This is a genomic window from Ruegeria sp. H4 (assembly GCF_056533065.1).
Window position 1 is genome coordinate 122,515 of the sequence record NZ_JBQFOC010000002.1, and the last position, 21,197, is coordinate 143,711.

Annotated in this window: 24 protein-coding genes and 1 tRNA gene; 15 read left to right on the plus strand and 10 right to left on the minus strand. The window is 56.7% G+C overall.

Annotated elements, in window-relative coordinates; genetic code table 11:
- Positions 1 to 19 precede the first annotated feature (19 nt).
- From ACR0KG_RS12030 to ACR0KG_RS12050, 5 genes are all read left to right on the plus strand, one after another.
- Positions 20 to 1,423, plus strand: coding sequence for an aminotransferase-like domain-containing protein (locus ACR0KG_RS12030; protein WP_480827411.1), 1,404 nt, complete (start codon positions 20 to 22; stop codon positions 1,421 to 1,423).
- Positions 1,424 to 1,436: 13 nt separating this feature from the next.
- Entirely contained in the window at positions 1,437 to 1,958 is a 522-nt protein-coding gene (locus ACR0KG_RS12035; protein ID WP_480541525.1) for a GNAT family N-acetyltransferase, read from the plus strand.
- Between the two features lie 152 nt (positions 1,959 to 2,110).
- Entirely contained in the window at positions 2,111 to 2,569 is a 459-nt protein-coding gene (rplM, locus tag ACR0KG_RS12040) for a 50S ribosomal protein L13 (protein ID WP_039536983.1), read from the plus strand.
- A gap of 6 nt (positions 2,570 to 2,575) precedes the next feature.
- Complete coding sequence (rpsI, locus tag ACR0KG_RS12045; protein ID WP_010440030.1) at positions 2,576 to 3,061, plus strand: 30S ribosomal protein S9; 486 nt, start codon at positions 2,576 to 2,578, stop codon at positions 3,059 to 3,061.
- A gap of 212 nt (positions 3,062 to 3,273) precedes the next feature.
- Positions 3,274 to 3,993 (plus strand): class I SAM-dependent methyltransferase, encoded by a 720-nt coding sequence (locus tag ACR0KG_RS12050; RefSeq protein ID WP_480549258.1) that lies wholly within the window; start codon positions 3,274 to 3,276, stop codon positions 3,991 to 3,993.
- Between the two features lie 38 nt (positions 3,994 to 4,031).
- Here the strand turns inward: ACR0KG_RS12050 and ACR0KG_RS12055 are convergent, their stop codons facing one another.
- From ACR0KG_RS12055 to ACR0KG_RS12095, 9 genes are all read right to left on the minus strand, one after another.
- A complete protein-coding gene (locus ACR0KG_RS12055) occupies positions 4,032 to 5,192 on the minus strand; it encodes an ABC transporter substrate-binding protein (RefSeq protein WP_170536808.1) in 1,161 nt (386 codons plus the stop codon).
- 26 nt (positions 5,193 to 5,218) lie between these two features.
- Complete coding sequence (locus ACR0KG_RS12060) at positions 5,219 to 7,105, minus strand: AMP-dependent synthetase/ligase (protein ID WP_480549256.1); 1,887 nt, start codon at positions 7,103 to 7,105, stop codon at positions 5,219 to 5,221.
- A gap of 5 nt (positions 7,106 to 7,110) precedes the next feature.
- Positions 7,111 to 7,884 (minus strand): ABC transporter ATP-binding protein, encoded by a 774-nt coding sequence (locus tag ACR0KG_RS12065; protein WP_480549254.1) that lies wholly within the window; start codon positions 7,882 to 7,884, stop codon positions 7,111 to 7,113.
- On the minus strand, positions 7,881 to 8,645 hold the full coding sequence (locus ACR0KG_RS12070; RefSeq protein WP_480827412.1) for an ABC transporter ATP-binding protein: 765 nt from the start codon (positions 8,643 to 8,645) through the stop codon (positions 7,881 to 7,883). The genes ACR0KG_RS12065 and ACR0KG_RS12070 overlap by 4 nt, the downstream gene beginning before the upstream one ends.
- Positions 8,642 to 9,739, minus strand: a complete 1,098-nt coding sequence (locus ACR0KG_RS12075; RefSeq protein ID WP_480827413.1) for a branched-chain amino acid ABC transporter permease — start codon at positions 9,737 to 9,739, stop codon at positions 8,642 to 8,644. Before ACR0KG_RS12075 ends, ACR0KG_RS12070 begins: the two co-directional genes overlap by 4 nt.
- Positions 9,740 to 9,742: 3 nt before the next feature.
- Positions 9,743 to 10,618 (minus strand): branched-chain amino acid ABC transporter permease, encoded by an 876-nt coding sequence (locus tag ACR0KG_RS12080; RefSeq protein ID WP_480541511.1) that lies wholly within the window; start codon positions 10,616 to 10,618, stop codon positions 9,743 to 9,745.
- 38 nt (positions 10,619 to 10,656) lie between these two features.
- Positions 10,657 to 11,685 (minus strand): alcohol dehydrogenase catalytic domain-containing protein, encoded by a 1,029-nt coding sequence (locus tag ACR0KG_RS12085; RefSeq protein WP_480827414.1) that lies wholly within the window; start codon positions 11,683 to 11,685, stop codon positions 10,657 to 10,659.
- A gap of 196 nt (positions 11,686 to 11,881) precedes the next feature.
- Positions 11,882 to 12,427, minus strand: a complete 546-nt coding sequence (locus ACR0KG_RS12090) for a hypothetical protein (RefSeq protein WP_480549244.1) — start codon at positions 12,425 to 12,427, stop codon at positions 11,882 to 11,884.
- 217 nt (positions 12,428 to 12,644) lie between these two features.
- A tRNA-Ser gene (locus tag ACR0KG_RS12095) sits at positions 12,645 to 12,734 on the minus strand.
- A 123-nt stretch (positions 12,735 to 12,857) separates the two neighbouring features.
- Here ACR0KG_RS12095 and ACR0KG_RS12100 point away from each other — a divergent pair.
- From ACR0KG_RS12100 to ACR0KG_RS12140, 9 genes are all read left to right on the plus strand, one after another.
- Positions 12,858 to 13,700 (plus strand): DUF2059 domain-containing protein, encoded by an 843-nt coding sequence (locus ACR0KG_RS12100; protein ID WP_480827415.1) that lies wholly within the window; start codon positions 12,858 to 12,860, stop codon positions 13,698 to 13,700.
- Positions 13,700 to 14,500, plus strand: coding sequence for a DUF2059 domain-containing protein (locus ACR0KG_RS12105; protein ID WP_480827416.1), 801 nt, complete (start codon positions 13,700 to 13,702; stop codon positions 14,498 to 14,500). Before ACR0KG_RS12100 ends, ACR0KG_RS12105 begins: the two co-directional genes overlap by 1 nt.
- A 208-nt stretch (positions 14,501 to 14,708) precedes the next feature.
- Entirely contained in the window at positions 14,709 to 15,368 is a 660-nt protein-coding gene (locus ACR0KG_RS12110) for a 50S ribosomal protein L21 (RefSeq protein WP_480549238.1), read from the plus strand.
- A gap of 11 nt (positions 15,369 to 15,379) precedes the next feature.
- On the plus strand, positions 15,380 to 15,649 hold the full coding sequence (gene rpmA, locus ACR0KG_RS12115; protein WP_039535512.1) for a 50S ribosomal protein L27: 270 nt from the start codon (positions 15,380 to 15,382) through the stop codon (positions 15,647 to 15,649).
- 93 nt (positions 15,650 to 15,742) lie between these two features.
- Positions 15,743 to 16,351: a LysE family translocator gene (locus tag ACR0KG_RS12120; protein WP_480541499.1), complete on the plus strand. Its 609-nt coding sequence runs from the start codon at positions 15,743 to 15,745 to the stop codon at positions 16,349 to 16,351.
- The gene (locus tag ACR0KG_RS12125) at positions 16,348 to 16,884 is read left to right on the plus strand and encodes a GNAT family N-acetyltransferase (protein ID WP_480541497.1); all 537 of its coding nucleotides are present in this window, start codon (positions 16,348 to 16,350) and stop codon (positions 16,882 to 16,884) included. The genes ACR0KG_RS12120 and ACR0KG_RS12125 overlap by 4 nt, the downstream gene beginning before the upstream one ends.
- Positions 16,885 to 16,921: 37 nt before the next feature.
- Complete coding sequence (obgE, locus tag ACR0KG_RS12130; protein WP_480827417.1) at positions 16,922 to 17,956, plus strand: GTPase ObgE; 1,035 nt, start codon at positions 16,922 to 16,924, stop codon at positions 17,954 to 17,956.
- The gene (gene proB, locus ACR0KG_RS12135) at positions 17,944 to 19,050 is read left to right on the plus strand and encodes a glutamate 5-kinase (protein ID WP_480827418.1); all 1,107 of its coding nucleotides are present in this window, start codon (positions 17,944 to 17,946) and stop codon (positions 19,048 to 19,050) included. The genes obgE and proB overlap by 13 nt, the downstream gene beginning before the upstream one ends.
- A 21-nt stretch (positions 19,051 to 19,071) precedes the next feature.
- The gene (locus ACR0KG_RS12140) at positions 19,072 to 20,334 is read left to right on the plus strand and encodes a glutamate-5-semialdehyde dehydrogenase (RefSeq protein ID WP_480827419.1); all 1,263 of its coding nucleotides are present in this window, start codon (positions 19,072 to 19,074) and stop codon (positions 20,332 to 20,334) included.
- Here ACR0KG_RS12140 and ACR0KG_RS12145 read toward each other — a convergent pair.
- Positions 20,331 to 20,927: a histidine phosphotransferase family protein gene (locus ACR0KG_RS12145; protein ID WP_480827420.1), complete on the minus strand. Its 597-nt coding sequence runs from the start codon at positions 20,925 to 20,927 to the stop codon at positions 20,331 to 20,333. The two genes, ACR0KG_RS12140 and ACR0KG_RS12145, sit on opposite strands and share 4 nt — an antisense overlap.
- Positions 20,928 to 20,970: 43 nt before the next feature.
- Here ACR0KG_RS12145 and ACR0KG_RS12150 point away from each other — a divergent pair, with 43 nt between their 5' ends.
- The gene (locus ACR0KG_RS12150; RefSeq protein WP_480541487.1) at positions 20,971 to 21,153 is read left to right on the plus strand and encodes a DUF3553 domain-containing protein; all 183 of its coding nucleotides are present in this window, start codon (positions 20,971 to 20,973) and stop codon (positions 21,151 to 21,153) included.
- The last annotated feature ends 44 nt before the right edge of the window (positions 21,154 to 21,197 follow it).

The window sequence follows — 21,197 nt, forward strand, 5'->3', positions numbered from 1 at the left end:
ACGCAAAGGAAGAATTGTAATGGATACAATTTGGCCAAGCACGCTGCCAAAGTCCAAGGGGCCAAAGTATACTCTGGTTGCCGACACAATACGAAAAGCTATTGATAACAAAACTTTAGATATCGGCACCAAACTGCCGCCGGTGCGGGAACTGGCGTATCGATTGCAAATTACACCCGGCACTGTCGCACGCGCCTATACGATTCTCACCGATGAGGGGTTGCTACAAGCCGAGGTCGGACGTGGTACATTCGTAGCCCCGCCAAAATCTCCGATTCTGGATGATGTCTGGTCCCGGCAACTTCATCTGGCCGAGGCGCAGAACACCCACCATGTTAGCCTGTTCAGCCCCAGGCTGGTGGATATGGGGCAGGTGTCGTTGATCCGTGAGTGTTTGCAGAAAGTCTCTCAATCCGATCCAGCACTATTTATGAACTACCCCACACGCGATGCGTATCAGCCCATGCGACAGGCAGTGGTTGATTGGCTTTCGGATCTTCCGCTGGGCCCGCTGAACGATGATGACATTGTCCTTACCCATGGGGGGCAGAATGGGCTATGCTTGGTGTTTCAAACCATCCTGCAAGGGCCCAAGCCGGTCGTTTTGGTCGAGGACCTGTCTTACGCCGGTTTCCGTCGTGCAGGAGAGTTGATGCGCGCCGAGGTGGTCGGCATCCGAATGGACAAATGGGGTATCGATCCCGGCGCAATGGAACATGTTCTGCGCCAAACCCCGGCGCAGGCGGTGTGCGTGTCACCCGAAGTTCAAAATCCAACCGCAACGCACACGCCTTTGGAAAGGCGCAAAGAAATCGTTGAGATCGCGCGGAAATTTGATGTCCAGATCGTTGAGGATGATTGCTATCGAATGGGGGATGCCAAAGAACCCAGTTTCCGCGCCCTTGCGCCCGAGCGTGGGTGGCACGTGTCTTCGATCTCGAAGATTCTGACCCCAGCTTTGCGGGTTGGCTTTGCCATCGCTCCGCGTGAACGCAGCGTGGGTTTGCGCCGGTCTGCCGAATATGGGTATTTTGGCTTGGCTCAGCCCTTGGCCGAGTTAACCCGCCTGCTTCTGTCCGATCCTCGAACGCGTCAGATTGCACAAGACGTACGTGGTAGGATGACGGAATATGTTCACATCACAGTAAACGCCTTGGGTGGGTTTGATCTGAACTGGGCCCCCGATGTTCCGTTTGTCTGGCTGAGCCTGCCGTCGGGTTGGCGCGCCGCTGCCTTTAGCCGCGCGGCTGAGCGAGAGGGGATACAATTGCGGTCTGCGGATGAGTTCGCATTGCGGGATGGTCGTGCACCAAATGCGGTGCGCATTGCCATGAACGGGCATGTCTCGCTGCAACGATTTGAAGACGCCATGATGCGTCTGCGGTCTTTGCTGGACAATCCACCGGAACAGATCTCGGTCTAAGGTGAATAGGTTAATGCATATCCCCCAATTGCGCGGCGGTGGGTTTGTAATTGACCCAATGACAGAAGCCGATTTCGAGCCGCTCTATGCTGCCGCTAGCGACCCTGTGATCTGGGCCGGTCACCCGGCAACGACGAGGCATAAAAGAGATGTCTTTGGCCCGTATTTTGAGTTCCTGCTTTCGACAGAAGGTGCTGTGATAATCCGCGACGTAGGTGGTCGGGTTGTGGGATGTTCAAAGTATTACGAGCCCCCCGAGGTTCCTGGTGGGATCGCGATTGGGTATAGTTTTCTGACTGTGGATCATTGGGGCGGCGACAGTAATCGGGCGGTAAAGGCGCTGATGCTTGATTATGCCTTTCAGGATTGGGACCAAGTCTGGTTTCATATCGACCCTTCCAATATTCGATCGCAAAAAGCGACAGCAAAACTAGGGGCACGACACGTGGATAACCAATCACTTGACTTGGGGAATGGTCCTACGATGTGGATGCGCTGGGTTTTGCTGAAAGATGTGTGGAGTAATATGGGGTAAAATAATACCTATTTTTTAAAGCATTGTTATCTAACAAGTAAATCTATCTTTGCGCGCTTGACCTGCATGCTTTCACCCCATAAAACCCGTCCATCGAATTCGGGCCGCTCTGTATTAGGGCGGTCTTTCACATCAAACAGGACTATCCTGCCATGAAAACCTTTTCTGCAACACCTGCAGACATCGACAAGAAATGGATCCTGATCGACGCCGAGGGCGTTGTTCTGGGCCGTCTCGCCTCGATCGTCGCCATGCGCCTGCGTGGCAAGCACAAAGCGTCGTTCACCCCGAACATGGACATGGGCGACAATGTCATCGTGATCAACGCTGACAAAATCCAGATGACCGGCAAGAAGCGCGAAGAAAACTTCTACTGGCACACTGGCCACCCGGGCGGCATCAAGTCGCGCACCAAGCAGCAGATCCTTGAGGGTGCACACCCCGAGCGCGTCGTGACCCAAGCGGTCAAGCGCATGCTGCCGGGCAACCGTCTGGCGCGCCAGCAGATGACCAACCTGCGCGTTTATGCCGGTGCCGAGCATCCCCACGAGGCGCAAGCGCCCGAAGTTCTGGACGTGAAGTCCATGAACAAGAAAAACACCCGGAGCTAATGACCGATGGCTGATCAGATCAATACTCTCGAAGAGCTGAGCGCCGTCGCAGGCGTTGAAACCGTGGCCGAAGAAGTCATCGTGCGCGAACCCGTGCGTGACGAGCTGGGCCGCTCCTACGCCACCGGCAAGCGTAAAGACGCTGTTGCCCGCGTTTGGATCAAGCCGGGCTCCGGCAAAGTCACCGTAAACGGCAAGGACCAGGACAAGTACTTCGCACGTCCCGTTCTGCAGCTGATCCTGCGCCAGCCGTTCCAGGTTGCCGGTGTAGAAGGTGAGTTTGACGTTGTCGCAACCGTCAAAGGCGGTGGCCTGACCGGTCAGGCCGGTGCGGTCAAGCACGGCATCTCGAAAGCGCTGCAGCTTTATGATCCGAACCTGCGTGGCGCCCTGAAAGCCGCTGGCTTCTTGACCCGCGACAGCCGCGTTGTGGAACGTAAGAAATACGGTAAGCGCAAAGCCCGCCGTTCGTTCCAGTTCTCGAAGCGTTAATCACCAACTGCTTCCAGATTTCAAATCGGGCGTCTGCAATCGCAGGCGCCCTTTTTTTTGTGCTGATAGGCAACAATGCGCTGCCTGTCTCAAATTTTGAAACCAGCGCTGCCAATTCGTGTAAACCTGATCTCGAAGAGTACAGACTGTTAGAAGACCGTAGTTTCCTTTCAAAGCGGTGGCCTAAGGTTGTCGCGTAGTTCGAGGCACCCATGGACACGGCAGAGCTTGACGAAATTATTGAACAGGCGATCGGGATCAGTCAGGACCGGCATCAATTGTGGGTCAATCTCATCTCGCGGCTGAAGTGTAGATCTGTTTGTGAGGTTGGGGTCTGGAAAGGCCAGTTTGCCGAAACCCTGCTGACACAGGTCGCTCAAATTGAACACTACACCCTGATCGATCCATGGCGGAATCTGCCGGACTGGAACAAGCCTGCCAACAAAACCGATATCGAGTTCGAAGAAATCCGAAACGAAGCGCTCAGACGGGTCAGCCCGTTTCTGGACAAGGTGACTGAAATTCGCGACACAACACGCAACGCACAGTCGCAGATACCAGACTGCTCGCTGGACTTGGCGTATATCGACGGCGATCACACCTTGCGTGGGATCACCATTGATCTTCATGCGATGCTACCGAAGATCCGCAAGGATGGGTTCATTGGCGGCGATGATTTCACCAAGACGATCTGGCAGCATAGCCAAGAATACAGCCCCAGCGAGGTTTTTCCCTATGCCATTTATTTCTGCGAGGCGCAGGGGCTTCCGATCTATACGCTTCCGTTCAACCAGTTTCTGATCGTCAATGCCCAGACGGGATTTCGCGTCATCGATCACGGTGGGTATGCAACTCTGACGCCAGCTCAGATCTATGCCCGGCCCAGAGCGCAGAAATTGCGGAAAAGACTAAAGAAATTGCTTAGGGCCTGAGAGTGCGAAAGGGGCCGCAGCCCCTTTCATTGGATGGCCTACTCCTCGTAGACGAGGTTCCAGGCTCCGTTTTCCACCACATTCACAAAGACCGTATCGGCGCCCTGATGATCATCCGCGCTGTACGAGATGTGGTTGCCGACCAGCTCATCCGTGTAGTCCAGCGATTCCATCGCGGCGATAAAGCTATCGTGGGTCAGGTCTGGGCCGGCGGCCTCTAGCGCTTTGACCATCATTTCAGCGGCGGAATAACCCAGCATTGCAAAGCCAACCGGGTCTTCGCCTGTGGCGGCCTTGTATTCCTCGATAAACGCGGCAGGGACGGGTTCATCCGCGCGCGCCCATAGGTCCTGCCAGGATGCTGCGGCGTAGAACCCATCGGTCACACCACCCGGAACCTGTGCCACAACGGTCAGGAAGCTGGCAGATGTGCCCAGGAATTTCATATCCGTCAGGCCCATCTTTTTGGCAGTCCCAACAACGGTGATGGCCTGACGCACACCAAGGGCAATGGTGACAATATCGCAGCCATCTTCCTTAAGTTTGCTCAACGAGCCGACAAAATCCGTTTCATCCGGTTTATGCGTGGTTTCCGAAGCAAATGAGATACCTGCCTCTTCCGCGCCCGATTTGCTACCTTCCAGTATTTCTTCACCAAAATCGGTTGGCAGATACATAGTGCAAACAGCCTGCGACCCGAACTCGCCGGCGAGGTATTTCACGCCAACCCGCGCCTGGTCGTAATAGGTTGAGAACGACGTGAACTTGTTCCTGACCGGCTCTTGCAGCATTTGCCGTGCAGCGGTCAGGGGGGCAACGTTGGGAATGCCTTTCGGGTCCAGCAGTTTAAACCCGGCTAGGTTCATGGGCGTGCCCAGCGATTGCAGCATGGCGAATACCTTGTCGCGGTTCAGCAGCTTGTTATAGCCCTGCATCGCGCGCGGCATCTGATAGCCGTTGTCTTCGACCACATAGCGGATCGTGCGACCATGCACGCCGCCTGCCGCATTGACCCGGTCAAAGACCACATTCGCGCCCTTGGTCGCCGGAACGCCCACGGCGGCGAAAATACCGCTGAGGTCATTGACCGCACCGATCACGATCTCATCATCGGTCACACCCTGCGTTTGTGCCCAACCCATCGTGGCTGACGCTGTCAAAGCCGCAGCGACCGTTAGCCGGTTTATCAGCTTGCTCATAGTTCTCCTCCCGTTTCGTGCTTTGGTTAAGTGTACATGTCTTCAATCAGATGTGCGTGTTTCTTTTCCACGGCGCCGCGTTTCAGTTTCATCGTCGCGGTCAGTTCTTCATCTTCGGCGGTCAACAACACGTCGATCAGCCTGAAATCCTTGACCTGTTCGACGCGGGCGAAATCCGCGTTTACCGAAGCGACCTCGGCCCCGATCAGCTCTTTGATCTCAGGTGCTGCGCAAAGCGAGGCAAAATTCGAGAAAGGGATCTTTCGGTCCTGCGCGAATTTCTCGACATTCTCCTGATCGATCATGATGAGCGCTGTCAGAAACTTGCGCTGATCGCCAACAATCACGGCGTCCGAGACATAGTGGCTGAACTTCAGCCGGCTTTCGATCTCGGCAGGGGTGATGTTCTTGCCGCCTGCCGTGATGATGATGTCCTTCATTCGACCGGTGATCGAGACATAGCCATCCGCGTCAATCGTTCCGACATCGCCTGTGCGCAGCCATCCATCATCGGTGAAGCTTTCAGCCGTCTTGGCGTTGTTGCGCCAATAACCTTGAAAGATGTTCAGACCTTTGATCTGCAACTCACCTTCGTCCGAGACCCGGATATCGCAACCCTCTGCCGCGCGCCCGATGGTTCCGATACGGTTCTCATCGGTGGTGTTCAGTGATGCCAGACCTGCGGTTTCGGTCATGCCGAACCCTTCGACCAGCGGTACACCAATCGCCCAGTACCATTTCAACAGGTCAGGCGAGATTGGGGCCGCACCAGACCCGCCTCGGCGCATCTTGTCCATGCCCAGCATTCGCCGCAGGTTGCGCAGGACCAGATGATCCCAAACCCAGAATTGGGCGGCGATACCCGCCGGGACAGGCTGTCCTCTGCTCAGGTACTCAGCCCGCGCCAGACCGGCCTTAACTGCCAGACCAAATGCAACCCGCCCAAAGCGCGTTGCGTCCTGTGACATGATCTGAACCTGAGCATAGATCTTCTCCCACACGCGCGGCACAGCGGTGAAGGTGGTGGGCGAGACTTCTTGCAGGTTCGCAAACACCGTTTCCGGGCTTTCCGCGAAGTTCACCGTGCATTTGGAGGCCAAAGGAAAATAGACCGAGACATCGCGCTCCAGAATATGACATAGCGGCAGGAAGCAAAGCTGTTCGTCACTGGCCTTGGCAGGCAGGGCCCGCGCGCCACTTTCCATGGCGGCCAGAATGTTCTCATGGCTCAGCATCGCACCCTTGGGCTGGCCCGTTGTGCCCGATGTGTAGACCAGCAAGGCGGTGTCCGATGGTCGGGCTTGAGCGATTTCAGCTTTGAACCGGCCCGGGTCCTCTGCCTCGACCTGCTGACCAAGGGCATAGAGCTGATCGATCATCATGCAGCGCGGATGGTCGAGGTCATGCAAACCTTCATCTTCAAGGATGATCACCATTTGAAGGTCAGGAACCGCGTCTTCGACCTCAAGAAACTTGTCCAGTTGTTCTTCGTCTTCAACGATCAGAAAGCGGCTGGTGCTGTCGTTGATCAGATATTGCACCTGACTGGCCGCATCGGTCGTATAGATACCGGATGAAATCCCGCCGACACATTGAATGCCCATGTCGAACCAGGCCCATTCCTTGCGGTCCTCGGACAGGATCGAGACGACCTGACCGCGCTCAAGCCCTAACTTACGCAAGCCAAGCCCGATCCACTTGGCGTGCTGCCAATAGTCGGTCCATGAGTAGGATTTCCAGATACCCAGATCTTTTTCCCGATGGGCCGTCCGGTCGCCCAGATCGGCGCAACGGTTCTGGAACAGCTCCGAGATCGTGACAGCCCCGTCGACCCGCACGGGACGCTGCCCAGCGGTCGCGTTGAACCGGACACCGTTGATGTCGATCTGAGGGGGCAGAGGCGTGCTGTCCATCCGTGTCACCTCCACGTCTTTTTGCGTTTCCAGCGGCGGTTTTCCCGCGCACCTTCTTCCTGCACGCCCAGATAGAAGTTCTGGATGTCCTCGGATTGTAAAAGCTTGTCGGCAGCACCGTCCATGACGATCCGCCCAACCTCCATCACATAACCATGATGGGCCAATTCCAACGCGGCGTGAGCGTTCTGTTCGACCAGCATCATTGTCATCTTCTGCTCTTCGTTCAGACGTTTCAGAATGCCAAAGATTTCCTGAACCAACAGCGGCGACAAGCCGAGCGAAGGTTCGTCCAGCAGCATGATCTTGGGGCTGGCCATCAGCCCCCGGCCGATCGCCAGCATTTGCTGCTGCCCGCCTGACAGCGTCCCGGCCTCTTGTCCGCGACGGTCTTTCAGAACCGGGAAGTAGCTGAACACCATATCGCGGTCCTGTTCGATCTGGGCTTTGTTCTTGGCGGTGTAGGCCCCAAGGCTGAGGTTTTCATTGACGGTCAGCAGGGGAAACACTTCGCGTCCTTCGGGGACATGCACGATACCCTGTTGCACGACCTTATGAGGCTCAGATCCCTGAATGTCCTGCCCGTCGAAGGTGATTGTGCCTTTTTCCGGGTCCATGACGCCTGAAACCGTTTTCATCAGTGTGGTTTTGCCCGCGCCATTGGCCCCAAGGATCGAGACGATCTGACCGGGATACACATCGAGCGAGACGCCGCGAATGGCCATGATCGGGCCATAAAAGCTTTCGATGTTGCGGATTTTCAGGATCGGCTCGCTCATGAGGCTTTACCCAGATAAGCCTCGACCACGGCATGGTGGGATTGTACCTCAGCCGGAGTGCCGAGGGCCAGTTTGGCACCGTCGGCCATAGCCAACACGCGATCAGATACGCCCGAAACCAACCCCATATCATGCTCGACCATCAAAACGGTGATCCCCATCTGACGCCGAATGTCATCGATCCACCAGCGCATATCGGTGGTCTCTTCGACCGACAGCCCCGAGGCTGGTTCGTCCAACAGCAGTAGCTTGGGATCGGTGGCCAGCGCACGGGCGACCTCGACCACTTTTCGAACCCCATAGGGCAGGCCCGAGATCATCTTGTCGCGGTAAGCCTGCAGATCGAGGAAATCGATGATCTGTTCGGCTTTCTCGCGGTTTTCCAGCTCTTGCCTGCTGGCAGAGGGCAGAAACAAAACCTCGGACAGAAGGTTGGTTTTGCGATGCCGGTGCCGACCGACCAGCAGGTTCTGCAACACCGTTGCATGTTCGAACAGTTCGATATTCTGGAACGTCCGTGCCACGCCAAATGCAGCCACGCCCGACGGTTTGACCCGCAACAGATCATGATCGTCAAACCGGATCGAGCCTGCGACAGGGTCGTAGAAGCGTGAGATCAGGTTGAATACCGTCGACTTGCCCGCGCCATTGGGGCCGACGATGGCAAAAACTTCGCCTTCTTCAACCTCGAAGGAAAGACTATCGACCGCCGTGACACCGCCGAATTTCAGGGTGACGTTTTCAAACTCAAGCAGGCTCATCTCAGACGCTCCGTCTTGAGATAGGATTTCTGCCGTTTGAACATGTCCTTGCGGTAGAAGGGGAACAACTCGAACCATGTACGGATTTTCAGCCAGCGGCCATACATGCCCAAGGGTTCGAACAGGATGAAGGCGATCAGGATCATGCCGAAGATGCCGAATTCCAGCCCCGGAATGGCGACTGTGCTACCGCCAAAGATCGCGCCGACATATTCCTTGGAAATCGACAGGAATTGCGGCAGGAAGCCAATCACGATGGCCCCCAGAAACGCGCCATGGATCGAGCCCAACCCGCCGATCACGATCATCATCAACAACTGAATCGAAATCAGGACCGAGAAGGTTTCGTTATTGAACGCCCCGGAAAACATACCCATCAGCGCACCGGCCAAACCAGTGACAGCGCAGGACAAGGCAAATGAGATCATCTTAGTGCGCGCGATATCCACGCCCATGGCTTGCGCGGAAACTTCGGAATCCCGCACCGCGATGAAGCTGCGCCCCAATGGCGCGCGCAGTAGGTTGATATAGCCCAGCGTGACCAGAACAGCGACACAAAGCACCAGCCAGAAGAACGGGGCAGGGGTGCCCCAACGATCCACACTCAGGCCAAAGATGTCGACGCCGCCGATGAACTTGCCCGCCACGCCACCGGTCAAGGGTTCGCTCAGAACAATCACGTCATCCATCAGGATCGACAGCGCCATGGTGAAAATCGCCAGATAGATGCCATGCAGCCGCAGGGCAGGGATGGCGACGGTGACTCCCGCTATGCCAGTCAACACACCGGCAAGCGGAAAGGCGATCAGAAAGGGCACCCCCGCTTCGATCAGGATCACATTGGCATAGCAGCCAAACGCCAGAAACGCAGCGTGGCCCAGGCTGACCTGACCGGTGTGGCCGGTCAGGATCATTAGACCCAAACCAGCGATAGCCCAAATTAGAACGTTGGTCAGTTCACCCAGATAGAAATCATCAAGCCACCATGGGGCCGCTGCAACGACAACAAGCAAGATCAGATAAAGGCTGAGCTGATAGCCGTCTTTCCAAGGGCGGATATCCTGCATGTAATCGGTTTTAAAAACGATACGCATGGCTCAGACCTTCTTGACCCGAACCTGGCTAAACAGGCCATTGGGTCGGAAAATCAGCACGGCCAGCAGCAACGCATAGGGGGCGATCTGGCTGTAGCCAGCAGCGATATAGCGGCTGGCAAAGGGTTCGATCACGCCGACGATCAAACCGCCCGCAAGAGCGCCGGGCAGGCTGCCAAACCCTCCGATCACAGCAGCGGCGAAGGCTTTGATCCCCAGCAGGCCGGTGGTTGGGTCCACTGATCCTTTGGCGGCGAAGAGAATGCCCGCAATCCCTGCAACAACTCCGGCAAGCGCCCAGATGAAACCCTGCACGCGCTTGACCGGAACGCCCATATAGTAGGCCGCCAACTGGTTCTGCGAGGCACCCTGCATTGCCAACCCAAGCTTGGTTTTGCTGAAAAACACGTAAAGCCCCCAGGTCAGCAGGATGGTTACGACGATGACGGCCACATCCTCCATCCCCAGTACAAGCCCGCCAAAACGAACTTCTTTCCCCGCCAGCGGGTTTTGCAGGGTATGAGGTTCATGCCCCCAGATCAGCCCGGCGACAAAGCGGATCACAAAGCCCAAAGCAATGGTCAGGATCACAACGGCGGTCTGGCTTTCCCCAAACATGCGGCGGATGATCAGCCGATCCAGCAGATACCCCAGCGCCCCCATGATGCCGAGTGAGATCGGCAGCGCCATCCAGAAGGGTAATCCCATATATTCGGTATTCGTCAGGCCAATGGTGACAAAGGCCCCCAGCATCATGAAATCGCCTTGTGCGAAATTCACCGCTTCGGTCGCCTTGTAGATCAGAACAAAACCAAGCGCGATCAGGCCATACACACACCCGTTCGCCAGCCCGCTGATCAGCAGCTGCGCGTTATCCAAGCTTTCCTCCCCATGCTGGTGATCCAGCGTTTGTTCTACTATGGCGTGATAATCACCTTCCCGTCACTCTTTTTCAGCGCATCGGCCAGATTTGGGATCAGATTGCGGAGTGTAAGCCGTTCCGATACATCGGTTTTCCACCGACCGTCGGCAAAGCGCGCTTGCACTTCAGCCACAACGCGCATTTGATCGGCAGGTGGTGTGGACATCATCCATTGGGTCAACCAGAACCCTTCGATCTGCTTGCCCATAAAGATCAACTGGCCGGTTTGTGTCAGGGTAGGGGCTTCGCTGCCGAGCTTGCCATAACAGACCCAGCGCGCCCGGTTTGGCATCGCGCAAAAGATCTGTTCCGAGAGTTGATCCATCACCGCATCCAGGAACATGCGAGGTTTGAGCGTGGCGCTCAGTTCGGAGAATTTCTGCGCAACATCTGTATCGGTGGTCACCAACACCTCAGCCGCGCCAAGGTCTTTGAGCATATCAACCGCCTCGGCCCGTCGGACCAGAGCAATGGGTTTCAAACCCAGATCGCGCCCCAGGCTGCACATCAGTTTGCCCAGCTGGCTGGTCGCGGCCGAGAGGACAAAGGCGTCTCCTGCCTCTTTCGCCATGTCGACCATCGCCATCGCGGTCAGCGGATTGACGATTTGCGCCGCGCCGTCATCGTCAGAAATATCCGGGCGCAGCGGGATGCACATCTGCATCTGGGTCACGACATACTCGGCCCATGCACCTGAGCCTGCGGCGACAAATGCCACGCGCTGCCCTTGCAGGGCCTCGGCACCTTTGCCGCTGGCCACGACGTCTCCGCATCCTTCAAACCCGGCCGCAGCACCTTTGACCCGAGGCTGTCCATATTCGCCCTTTATGAAATGCAGATCAGACGGGTTCACCGATGCGGTGCGCAAGCGGATCAGAACCTGCCCAGGGCCGGGTTGGGGAACAGGCAGTTCCGCTTCGGCAAGCCAGTCACCAGCATTCTCGATCACCGGTCCGGTCATGGTGCCGGAATACCCATCATATTTGAGAATAGTCGCGAACATCGTTTTGGGAATTTCAGTCACAGATGCGCCCTCGGTTCAGCGCGCTTTCCAATGAGTTCCGAAATCAAATGACGACGAGGGAAAGCAACGCGGTTGGTTTGAAGACAAGCCAAACAAATGGGCGGTGCGGCGTCAATCGCGTGTCGCGCTGACGTAGCGGAATTGGCAATTTCTTACATAGAAGCAGGGCCCGCCCTTAGGGCTGGCCCAATATCTTTTATTGTTGAGTCAGCAGGTTGCGCAGGTCCTGGATCTTCTGCAGCAGGGTTTCTGGTGATGCTTTGATTTCGTCAAATATCTGGATCGCCTGCGTTTTTAGCTCTTGCGTCAGGTCGCTGTCCTGAACAGAAGCGACCATCGCGTCATAGTCGAATTCTCCGGCGGTCAGCAGCCCGTCCTGCAGCCAGGAATTGAACAACTCCTGCCCCTGATTGGCCAAGGCGGCCACTTGCTCGCCAGCTTGATCCGCGGCATCCGAAACCGATGAAGCGGCTTCGCTGGCCTGATCTGCAGCCGCGTCCAATGCGTCCGAGGCGGCATCCTGAGCGGTGTCTACGGCATCATTGACAGCCTCCTGCGCGTCAGTGACCACGTCATTTGCTGCGTCGCCAGCAGCATCAGCGGCATCATCCACAGCATCGGCAGTATCTTGCGCCGCGTCCTGCAATTGCTCACCTGGAGTTTGCTCTGCCTGGTTAAAATAGAAATAGCCGCCAGCGCCGATTGCAGCGATGACAATGGCCAGAATTAGTGTACGCGACATGTGGTTCTCCTTTGAAATATGTGTCGCCGAGATGGGGCAAAACTATCTGTTCTCAAAGGGGAATTCTTTGTGTTTTTCTGCAACTGCGAGATATGGGCCAAGCTACGCTGATCCCGCGCCACCCGCGTGGCAAGAACACGCCCAATGCGAGATGGGAATGGGTTTAACCATGGTTTTGTATTGAGAAGAACGATCGATTTTGCTGGGCAAAACAAGCTGGCGGAGAGACAGGGATTCGAACCCTGGGTGGGCTTGCACCCACAACGGTTTTCGAGACCGCCCCGTTCGACCACTCCGGCACCTCTCCGCGGGGGTCTGTGAGGGGGGGATTTAGTTAGGAACGGGCAGGGGTGCAAGCAGAAAATTCCGGAATTCGGCAAAGCCGCGTTTTTCCATTGCCTACAGGGGTAAAACACCTAGGCTCATCCATATGACACATCAACCACGCCGCTTCGCCATCGCCTTTTTCGCCCCGCTTGTCGCGCTGATCCTGTTGCCGTCGCTTGTTATGGCCGCCAATCGCGATCGGATTGAGGCGTTTCTGACCACAACCGGATTTGATGTTGCATTGGAAAGCATCGCTTTGGCATCCGGTTCAGCACCGCAAATGCTGGGGATTGATCCAGAAGGGTTCGGGTCTGACTGGACGCGCTTGACAGAAGAGGTGTTCAACACCGAGGGCATGCATGAAACTGCCGTTTCGATCCTGGAGGAGACGCTAAGCGACGATGCCCTGAACCACGCAGTCGATTTCTATGCATCAGATCTGGGTCAGCGTCTGGTCGAGGCTGAAAACGCCTCGCACATGGAAGAGGATGACGACGTCAAACAACAGCAAGGGCAGGAGATTTTTGCCGCGCTGGTGCAGGCTGGATCGCCGCGGGTTGAAAGCTACAAACGCATGAATGCGGCCATTGATGCCTCGGGCACGTCCTTGCGGGCGTTGCAGGAAATTCAGGTGAGGTTTTTGCTGGCTGCAAGCGCGTCCGGCGTGATCGAATTGCAGTTGAGCGCTGATGAGCTGAGGCAGATGTTGAAAAGCAACGAAGCCGGGATGCGACAATCCTTGCAGCTTTCTGGTTTGGCGGGGGCGGCCTATACCTATCAGGCGTTCTCGGACACCGAAGTTGACGATTATGTGGACGCTTTGGAACATCCGCTTATGCAGGAAGTCTATGAGCTGCTGAATGCCATTCAGTATGAAATCATGGCCATGCGCTTCGAAGTGCTGGCCGCCCGCATGGCTGAACTGCACCCCGCTCAGGATATCTGATGCGCCTACTGCCCTTGTTTTCAGCGCTATTTGTCGGGGCCTTGCCAGCGTTCGCCAGTGAGAAAGCCGAACAATTGGCCGAGGCCATGCGGCTTGACCAAGTGGCGCAAATTCTTGCGGAAGAGGGTGACATATATCGGCGCGAAGTGGATGAAACGCTGCTGGATAATGCGGGTGGAGATTTCTTCCAGGCTCAGGTGCAGGACATTTATGATCCGACCTGGATGCGCAACCAGATGCGTGACGCGTTTGCCGCCCAAATGTCAGACGCACAGATGGATCAGGCCATCGTCTTCTATAACAGCGATCTGGGTCAGACGGTCGTTTCGCTTGAAAACTCGGCGCGTCGCGCCTTTCTAACCCCCGAAATCGAGGAAATGGCGCGCGCGACATACAAGGACGCATTACCTGACTCGATGTTGTTCGAACTCGTGACAGAGTTCATTGGGGTCAATGATTTGGTCGAGCAGAATGTGCAGGGTACGCTGAGCGCCCAATATAACTTCTTCAAAGGGATGACACTAGGCCAGCCCGGCGACGACGCCGAGTTGTTGGCGCAGCTTTTGGCCGAACAGGACGCCAAAACAGAGGACACCACCGAATGGCTCTATTCCTTTCTGCTCATGGCCTATGCACCGCTGGATGAGGCTGAAATGCGCGAATACATCGCCTTTTCCAGAACCAAGACCGGGCAGGCGCTGAATACCGCCTTGTTTGACGGGTTCGACCAGATGTTTAATACGATCTCGTTCCAGTTGGGCGAGGCTGTAGCGCAGGTTTTGAACGGGTCCGATCTTTAACACGCTTTGGTGTTGACTTTGCCCCCTAATCCATGGATAAGCGCGCATCCCGGCCGGAATACCGCGCCGGGTATCGTTATTATTTGACCCTTGGACTTGCTTCAAAGGTCATTCATCACAGCCCGAAAAGGGCTCGCTGTTCGAGGTGGCGAAAGCCGACAACACCCAGGCGGGGACCGCAGAACGCGATTTGGAAAAGGAAAGACGCATGTTTGCGGTCCTCAAGACTGGCGGCAAGCAGTACAAGGTTCAGGCGGGCGATGTGCTCCGCGTTGAAAAACTGGCTGCCGACGCAGGTGAAAAAGTTCAATTCAACGATGTTCTGATGCTGGGCGGTGACGCTCCGGTTGTTGGTGCACCTTTCGTTGAAGGCGCAGGCGTACAGGCCGAAGTGATCGACCAGATCAAAGGTGATAAGGTCATCAAATTCGTCAAACGTCGTCGTAAGCACAGCTCGAAGCGTACCGTTGGCCACCGTCAGAAGCTGACCCTGGTCAAAATCACCGATATCCTGTCGTCGGGTGCGGACAAGTCGGGCATCAAAGCGGCGACCGGTTCGGTTTCTGCGGCGGCTGTCGAAGCAGCTGCGCCGAAGAAAGCACCGGCCAAGAAAGCTGCTGCGAAAAAAGACGCGGCACCCAAGGCCGAAGCACCCGCTGTTGACGCTGGTGCAGACGATCTGAAGAAACTGTCCGGTGTTGGCCCCGCGCTCGAGAAGAAGCTTCTTGCAGCTGGCATCACCACCTTTGCCCAGATTGCGGCATGGACGGAAGAAGACGTTGCTGCTATGGACGAGAAACTGTCGTTCAAAGGTCGGATCGAGCGTGAAGGCTGGATCGAACAGGCCAAAGAACTGGCTAAAGGCTAAGGAGAGAGAGAATGGCACATAAAAAAGCTGGCGGTTCCTCCCGTAACGGTCGCGACTCAGCGGGTCGTCGCCTTGGCGTGAAACTCTATGGTGGCCAGGCCGCCATCGCAGGCAACATCATCGTGCGTCAGCGCGGCACCAAGTTCTGGCCGGGCGAAGGCGTAGGCATGGGCAAAGATCACACCATCTTTGCAACCACCGATGGCGCCGTGAAGTTCCACAAGGGACTTAAAAACCGCACCTTTATTTCGGTCCTGCCAGTGGCGGAGGCCGCAGAGTAAGCCGAGACCCAGAAGGTTAATAAAAAATTCACAGGGGACCGGCAGAAAGTGCCGGTCCCTTTTTCGTTTTAACCCAGTCGTGAACAAAACCCGATGACAGTCGCAACCACCAGTTTCCTCCTGTTCGCCGCCAGTCAGGTCGGCACGCCGGGACCAGCCAATATGGTCCTGCTGGGAACAGGTGCGCGCTATGGTTTTCGGGCGGCCTTACCATTTGTTGCAGGGGTCATCCTGGGCAAGCAGCTGATCATTTGGCCCGTTGGTTTTGGCCTGATGCAATTGGCGGATCGGGTGCCCATGGTGTTTGAGGTGCTCAAATACGCCTCGGCGGCCTATATCATCTGGCTCGCGTGGAAAATCGCCAATCTGCGCCTGTCGCGCGGTCAGGGCGATGTTGCGGTGCCGGGCTTTTGGTCAGGGCTGATCGTGCATCCGCTGAACCCCAAGGCCTGGGCCATGATCATCGCAGGCTTCACTGGTTTTGTCGCTGCGGGGACTTCGGCCTTTCAGGCGACTTTAACAATCGCACTTTGTTTGTTGTTTTGTCAGGTAATTCTCCATCCGATCTGGACTTTTGCGGGCGATAGAATCGCCCATGCGGTTGAAGGACGGCCTATGGAAAAATATCTGATGTGGACGTTAGCGAGTGTCACAGTTGCGTCCGTACTTTTCGTGTTGTTCGGAGGAGGAGCACAGACATGAAACTTGAGACGATAATCAACCAGCCGGTCATCGAAACCGAGCGGTTCGACCTGCGCCCACTGCGCCGTTCGGATATGGGTCTCATTGAACATTATGCAGGCGATGAGCGCGTGGCGCGCATGACCACAACGATTCCACATCCGCTGCCACCCGGTTCGACCGAGGCTTTTGTAACCCGTGCCATGGCGGATGAACGGGATGAGGACGTATGGGCGCTGGATGCCACCAAGGATGGCGGGCCGGAATTGATCGGCCTGATCTCGCTACAGCGGTTGGATCGTAACCAGGCCGAAATCGGCTATTGGGTCGCACCGGTTTACTGGAACACCGGCATCGCCTCATTGGCGGTAGAGGCTTTGGTTCTGGCCAACCCCCTACAGCATTCCAGCATGTTCGCCAGTGTGTTTCAGGACAATCCAGCCTCGGCGCGAGTGCTGACGCATTGCGGGTTTGAATATCTTGGCGATGCCGAGACCTATTCGGTTGCGCGCGACGCAAATGTGCCCACCTGGACATATAGCAAAAAACTCTGACTTGTGGCCGATGGGGCCTTTGCAGTAGGGGACAGTTATGAAATTTCTCGATCTTGCAAAGGTCTACATCCGGTCCGGGGCCGGAGGTGGCGGCTGCGTCAGCTTTCGACGCGAAAAATACATCGAATATGGCGGCCCTGATGGCGGGGACGGCGGCAAAGGTGGTACAGTTTGGGCCGAAGTTGTCGATGGGCTGAACACCTTGATCGACTTTCGCTATCAGCAGCATTTCTTTGCCAAGAACGGACAGCCTGGTCGCGGCCAGCAGCGCACTGGCAAGGATGGTGATGACATCATCCTGCGTGTGCCGGTCGGGACCGAGATCCTGGATGAGGACGAAGAAACCGTGATCTGCGACCTGACAGAGGTCGGGCAGCGGTTTTCGCTGGCCAAGGGCGGCAATGGCGGGTTCGGCAACCTGCACTTCAAATCGGCGACCAATCAGGCGCCACGCCGCGCCAATCCGGGGCAGGCAGGGATCGACCGCACGATTTGGCTGCGGCTGAAACTGATCGCGGATGTGGGCCTGCTGGGCATGCCGAATGCGGGCAAGTCGACCTTTCTGGCCGCCACATCAAATGCGCGACCCAAGATCGCCGATTATCCGTTTACGACCTTGCATCCCAATCTGGGCGTTGTCGGCGTCGACAATGTTGAGTTCGTGGTGGCCGATATTCCCGGTCTGATCGAAGGTGCGCACGAAGGGCGCGGGATTGGCGACCGGTTTCTGGGACATGTGGAACGCTGCGCTGTGCTCCTGCATCTGGTCGATGGCACCTCAGAAACTGTGGCCGAAGACTATCGCACCATCATCCATGAACTCGAAGCCTATGGCGGTGAACTGGCTGATAAGCCACGCATTACCGTGCTAAACAAGGTGGATGCGTTGGATGAAGAAGAACGCGACCTCACCAAGGCCGAATTGGAAGAGGCGGTTGGCGGCCCTGTCATGACCATGTCAGGCGTTGCCCATCTGGGCGTGACCGAGGTGTTGCGTGCGCTGCGGGCCGAGATCGATGAAAACCGGCTGCGCCAGAAACCCGCGGAGGAGGCCCAATCGTGGCAACCCTGACCGCAGCCCGTCGTTTGGTGGTCAAGATCGGGTCGGCCTTGTTGGTGGACCGGCATTCCGGCGTGCTGCGTTCGGACTGGTTGAAATCGCTTGCACAGGATGTGGCCTGGCTGAAGGGGCAGGGGGCTGATGTCATTCTAGTATCCTCGGGCTCAATCGCCTTGGGCCGTGGCGTTTTGGGCCTGCCCTCCGCTACACTGCCGTTGGAGCAATCTCAGGCTGCCGCAGCGGTGGGTCAAATCCGACTGGCCCGCGCTTACGAAGAAGCGCTGACCCCGCATGAGATCACAACGGCTCAGGTGCTGGTCACTTTGGAAGATAGTGAGGACCGCCGCCGTTATTTGAACTCGCGCGCAACGTTAGAAACTCTGTTGGGTCTCGGCGTTGTGCCGATTGTCAATGAGAACGACACTGTAGCGACAGATGAAATCCGCTATGGCGACAATGATCGTCTGGCGGCCCAGATCGCGGTGACGGTAGGCGCGGATCAACTGATCCTGCTATCTGATGTGGATGGGTTCTATTCGGGCAATCCGAACGAAGATGCCACGGCTAAACGATATGAAACCATTGATCACATCACACCTGAGATTGAAGCAATGGCGGGTGATGCCGGGTCTGGCCTGTCCAAAGGCGGGATGAAAACCAAATTGTTGGCGGCCAAGATGGCAACAGCCGCCGGATGCGATATGGCGATTACCGAAGGGTCAACGCTTAAACCTCTGCAATCGCTTGAGAATGGCGCAAACTGTACATGGTTTACAGCCAAGCTGGACCCGCACGCGGCGCGTAAGCGGTGGATTTCAGCAATGAAACCTCGGGGCGAGATCACCGTGGATGAGGGCGCGGCCAAGGCTCTTGCAAACGGCAACAGCTTGCTGCCTGCTGGAATTACCGAAGTGACCGGGGATTTCGGTCGCGGCGATCCGGTCGCGGTTCTGGATCCTCAGGCGCGGCGGTTGGCTCAAGGGATCAGCCGCTATACGGCGCAAGAGGCGGATGCGATCAAAGGGCGCAAATCCTCGGAGATAGAGGCGACGCTGGGCTATCCCGGTCGCGCGGCGCTGATCCACAGGGACGATTTGGCGCTTTAGCGGCGCAGAAAGGTGCACAAGATGAAAGACCTCGATAATATTCCCGCCCTGATGGCCGATCTTGGCAAACGCGCCAAAGATGCAGCGCGTGAGCTGGCCTTTGCCAGTGCCGAACGCAAACATACAGCCCTTATCGCCGCCGCCGATGCGGTTTGGAAGAACCGTGCCGAGATCATCGAAGCCAACAAAAAAGATCTAGAATTCGGTCGCAACAAGGGCCTGAGCCCTGCAATGATGGACCGCCTGATGTTGGACGAGACCCGCATTCAGGGCATGGTCGATGGTTTGCGCACCGTTGCAAAACAGACGGACCCTGTGGGTGAGGTGATGACCGAATGGGACATGCCTTCGGGCCTGCATATTCAGCGGGTTCGGACGCCCCTGGGTGTGATCGGGGTGATCTATGAAAGCCGCCCGAACGTGACCGCCGATGCAGGCGCGCTTTGCCTGAAATCCGGCAATGCGGTGATTTTGCGGGGCGGGTCCGAAGGGTTTCATTCGTCCACCGCCATCCATGCCTGCCTGATCGAGGGGTTGAAGGCCGCGAACCTGCCCGAAGATGCCATTCAACTGGTCCCGACCCGTGACCGTGCAGCGGTGCAAGAATTGCTGACCATGACCGATTATGTGGACGTTATCGTGCCGCGCGGTGGCAAAGGGCTGGTCGGTCTGGTGCAGCGCGAGGCCCGTGTGCCCGTCTTTGCGCATCTGGAAGGTATTGTTCACATCTTTGTCGACAAAGCTGCTGATCCGCAGAAGACGCTGGAAGTGGTACTGAACGCCAAAACCCGACGCACAGGTATCTGCGGTGCGGCGGAATGCCTTTTGATCCATCAGGATATTGCCGAAACTCTGGGGCGTGACCTAATCGCTGCTCTGATCGCCGCAGGCGTCGAAGTTCATGCCGAGGGCGCGTTGGCTGTCGATGGAACGCTCCAGGCGACAGCCGATGATTGGGGCAAAGAGTTTCTGGACAGCATCATTGCTGCCAGACCGGTAGCCGATATTGATGCCGCCATCGCGCATATCCAGCAGTATGGCTCGAACCATACCGATTGCATCATGACCGAGGATGGTCAGGCGGCATCGCGTTTCTTTGAGCGGCTCGACAGTGCGATCCTGATGCACAACGCCTCGACCCAGTTTGCCGATGGTGGCGAGTTTGGGATGGGCGCAGAGATTGGGATCGCAACCGGCAAGATGCATGCGCGTGGCCCGGTCGGCGCGGCGCAGCTGACCAGTTTTCAGTATCTGGTGCGCGGCAACGGCACGATCCGGAGCTAAAACCTCAGCGCTACGCGGGTCGAACTGGTTTCGACCGCGACCCGCCGTCCTATCGTTGCTGCTGATTCTGGCAAAAGTGCAAATTGCACCTGTGCAGGCGTGATTTTGCCCGAGGGGTGTCCTGTGACGACACTTTTCCACAAGTCGCTGTCAACATTCAGTTTATCAGCGGTTCCGACAACCTGACAGCCCGAGCCATTGGTTGAGATTTCAACTTCACCCCCCAAAGGCATCGCGCTTTCGCAGCACATCAGTGCCAGAAAGGCCAGCTTAACCTGATTGCGCGGTATAGGTTCAGTCAGGTTCCACCTGACCCGAACGCGCCCGGCGCGCTCGATATCGTTCAGCAGCTCTGCTATTTCGGTCTTGCCCAAGGGCTGATCGCTGGCCGCACCAAAGGCCACGCGAAAAAACCGGATGCGCGCACCAGCGCTGCCGACACTGCCCGAGATCAATTCCATCTCGGGGCCTTGAACCGCGCCCACCATCTCGAGCAGTTCCAACCCGTTGGTGATTGCCCCGATCGGGCTGATCAGATCGTGACAGATCCGCGATCCGATCAATTCGGCCAGGTTGACGTCTGATGCGCCCATGCGTACCTCCTGCTGTATCTGCCGCAGGATACAAGGGACCCGCATGACAGACATGAATGCTATTCTTGCACCGGGCATGTTTGTTCGCCACCCGGATTTCCCCGAATGGGGTGTTGGACAGGTACAGTCCAACATCGCAGGCAAGATCACCGTAAACTTCCGCGAGCAGGGGAAAGTGGTAATCAATGGAACGCGCATCGCCCTGATGCCCGTCTTTGATCCGTGAAACTGGTTTAGGAAAGGTTAACAACCCTGACCAAAGGCGCAACA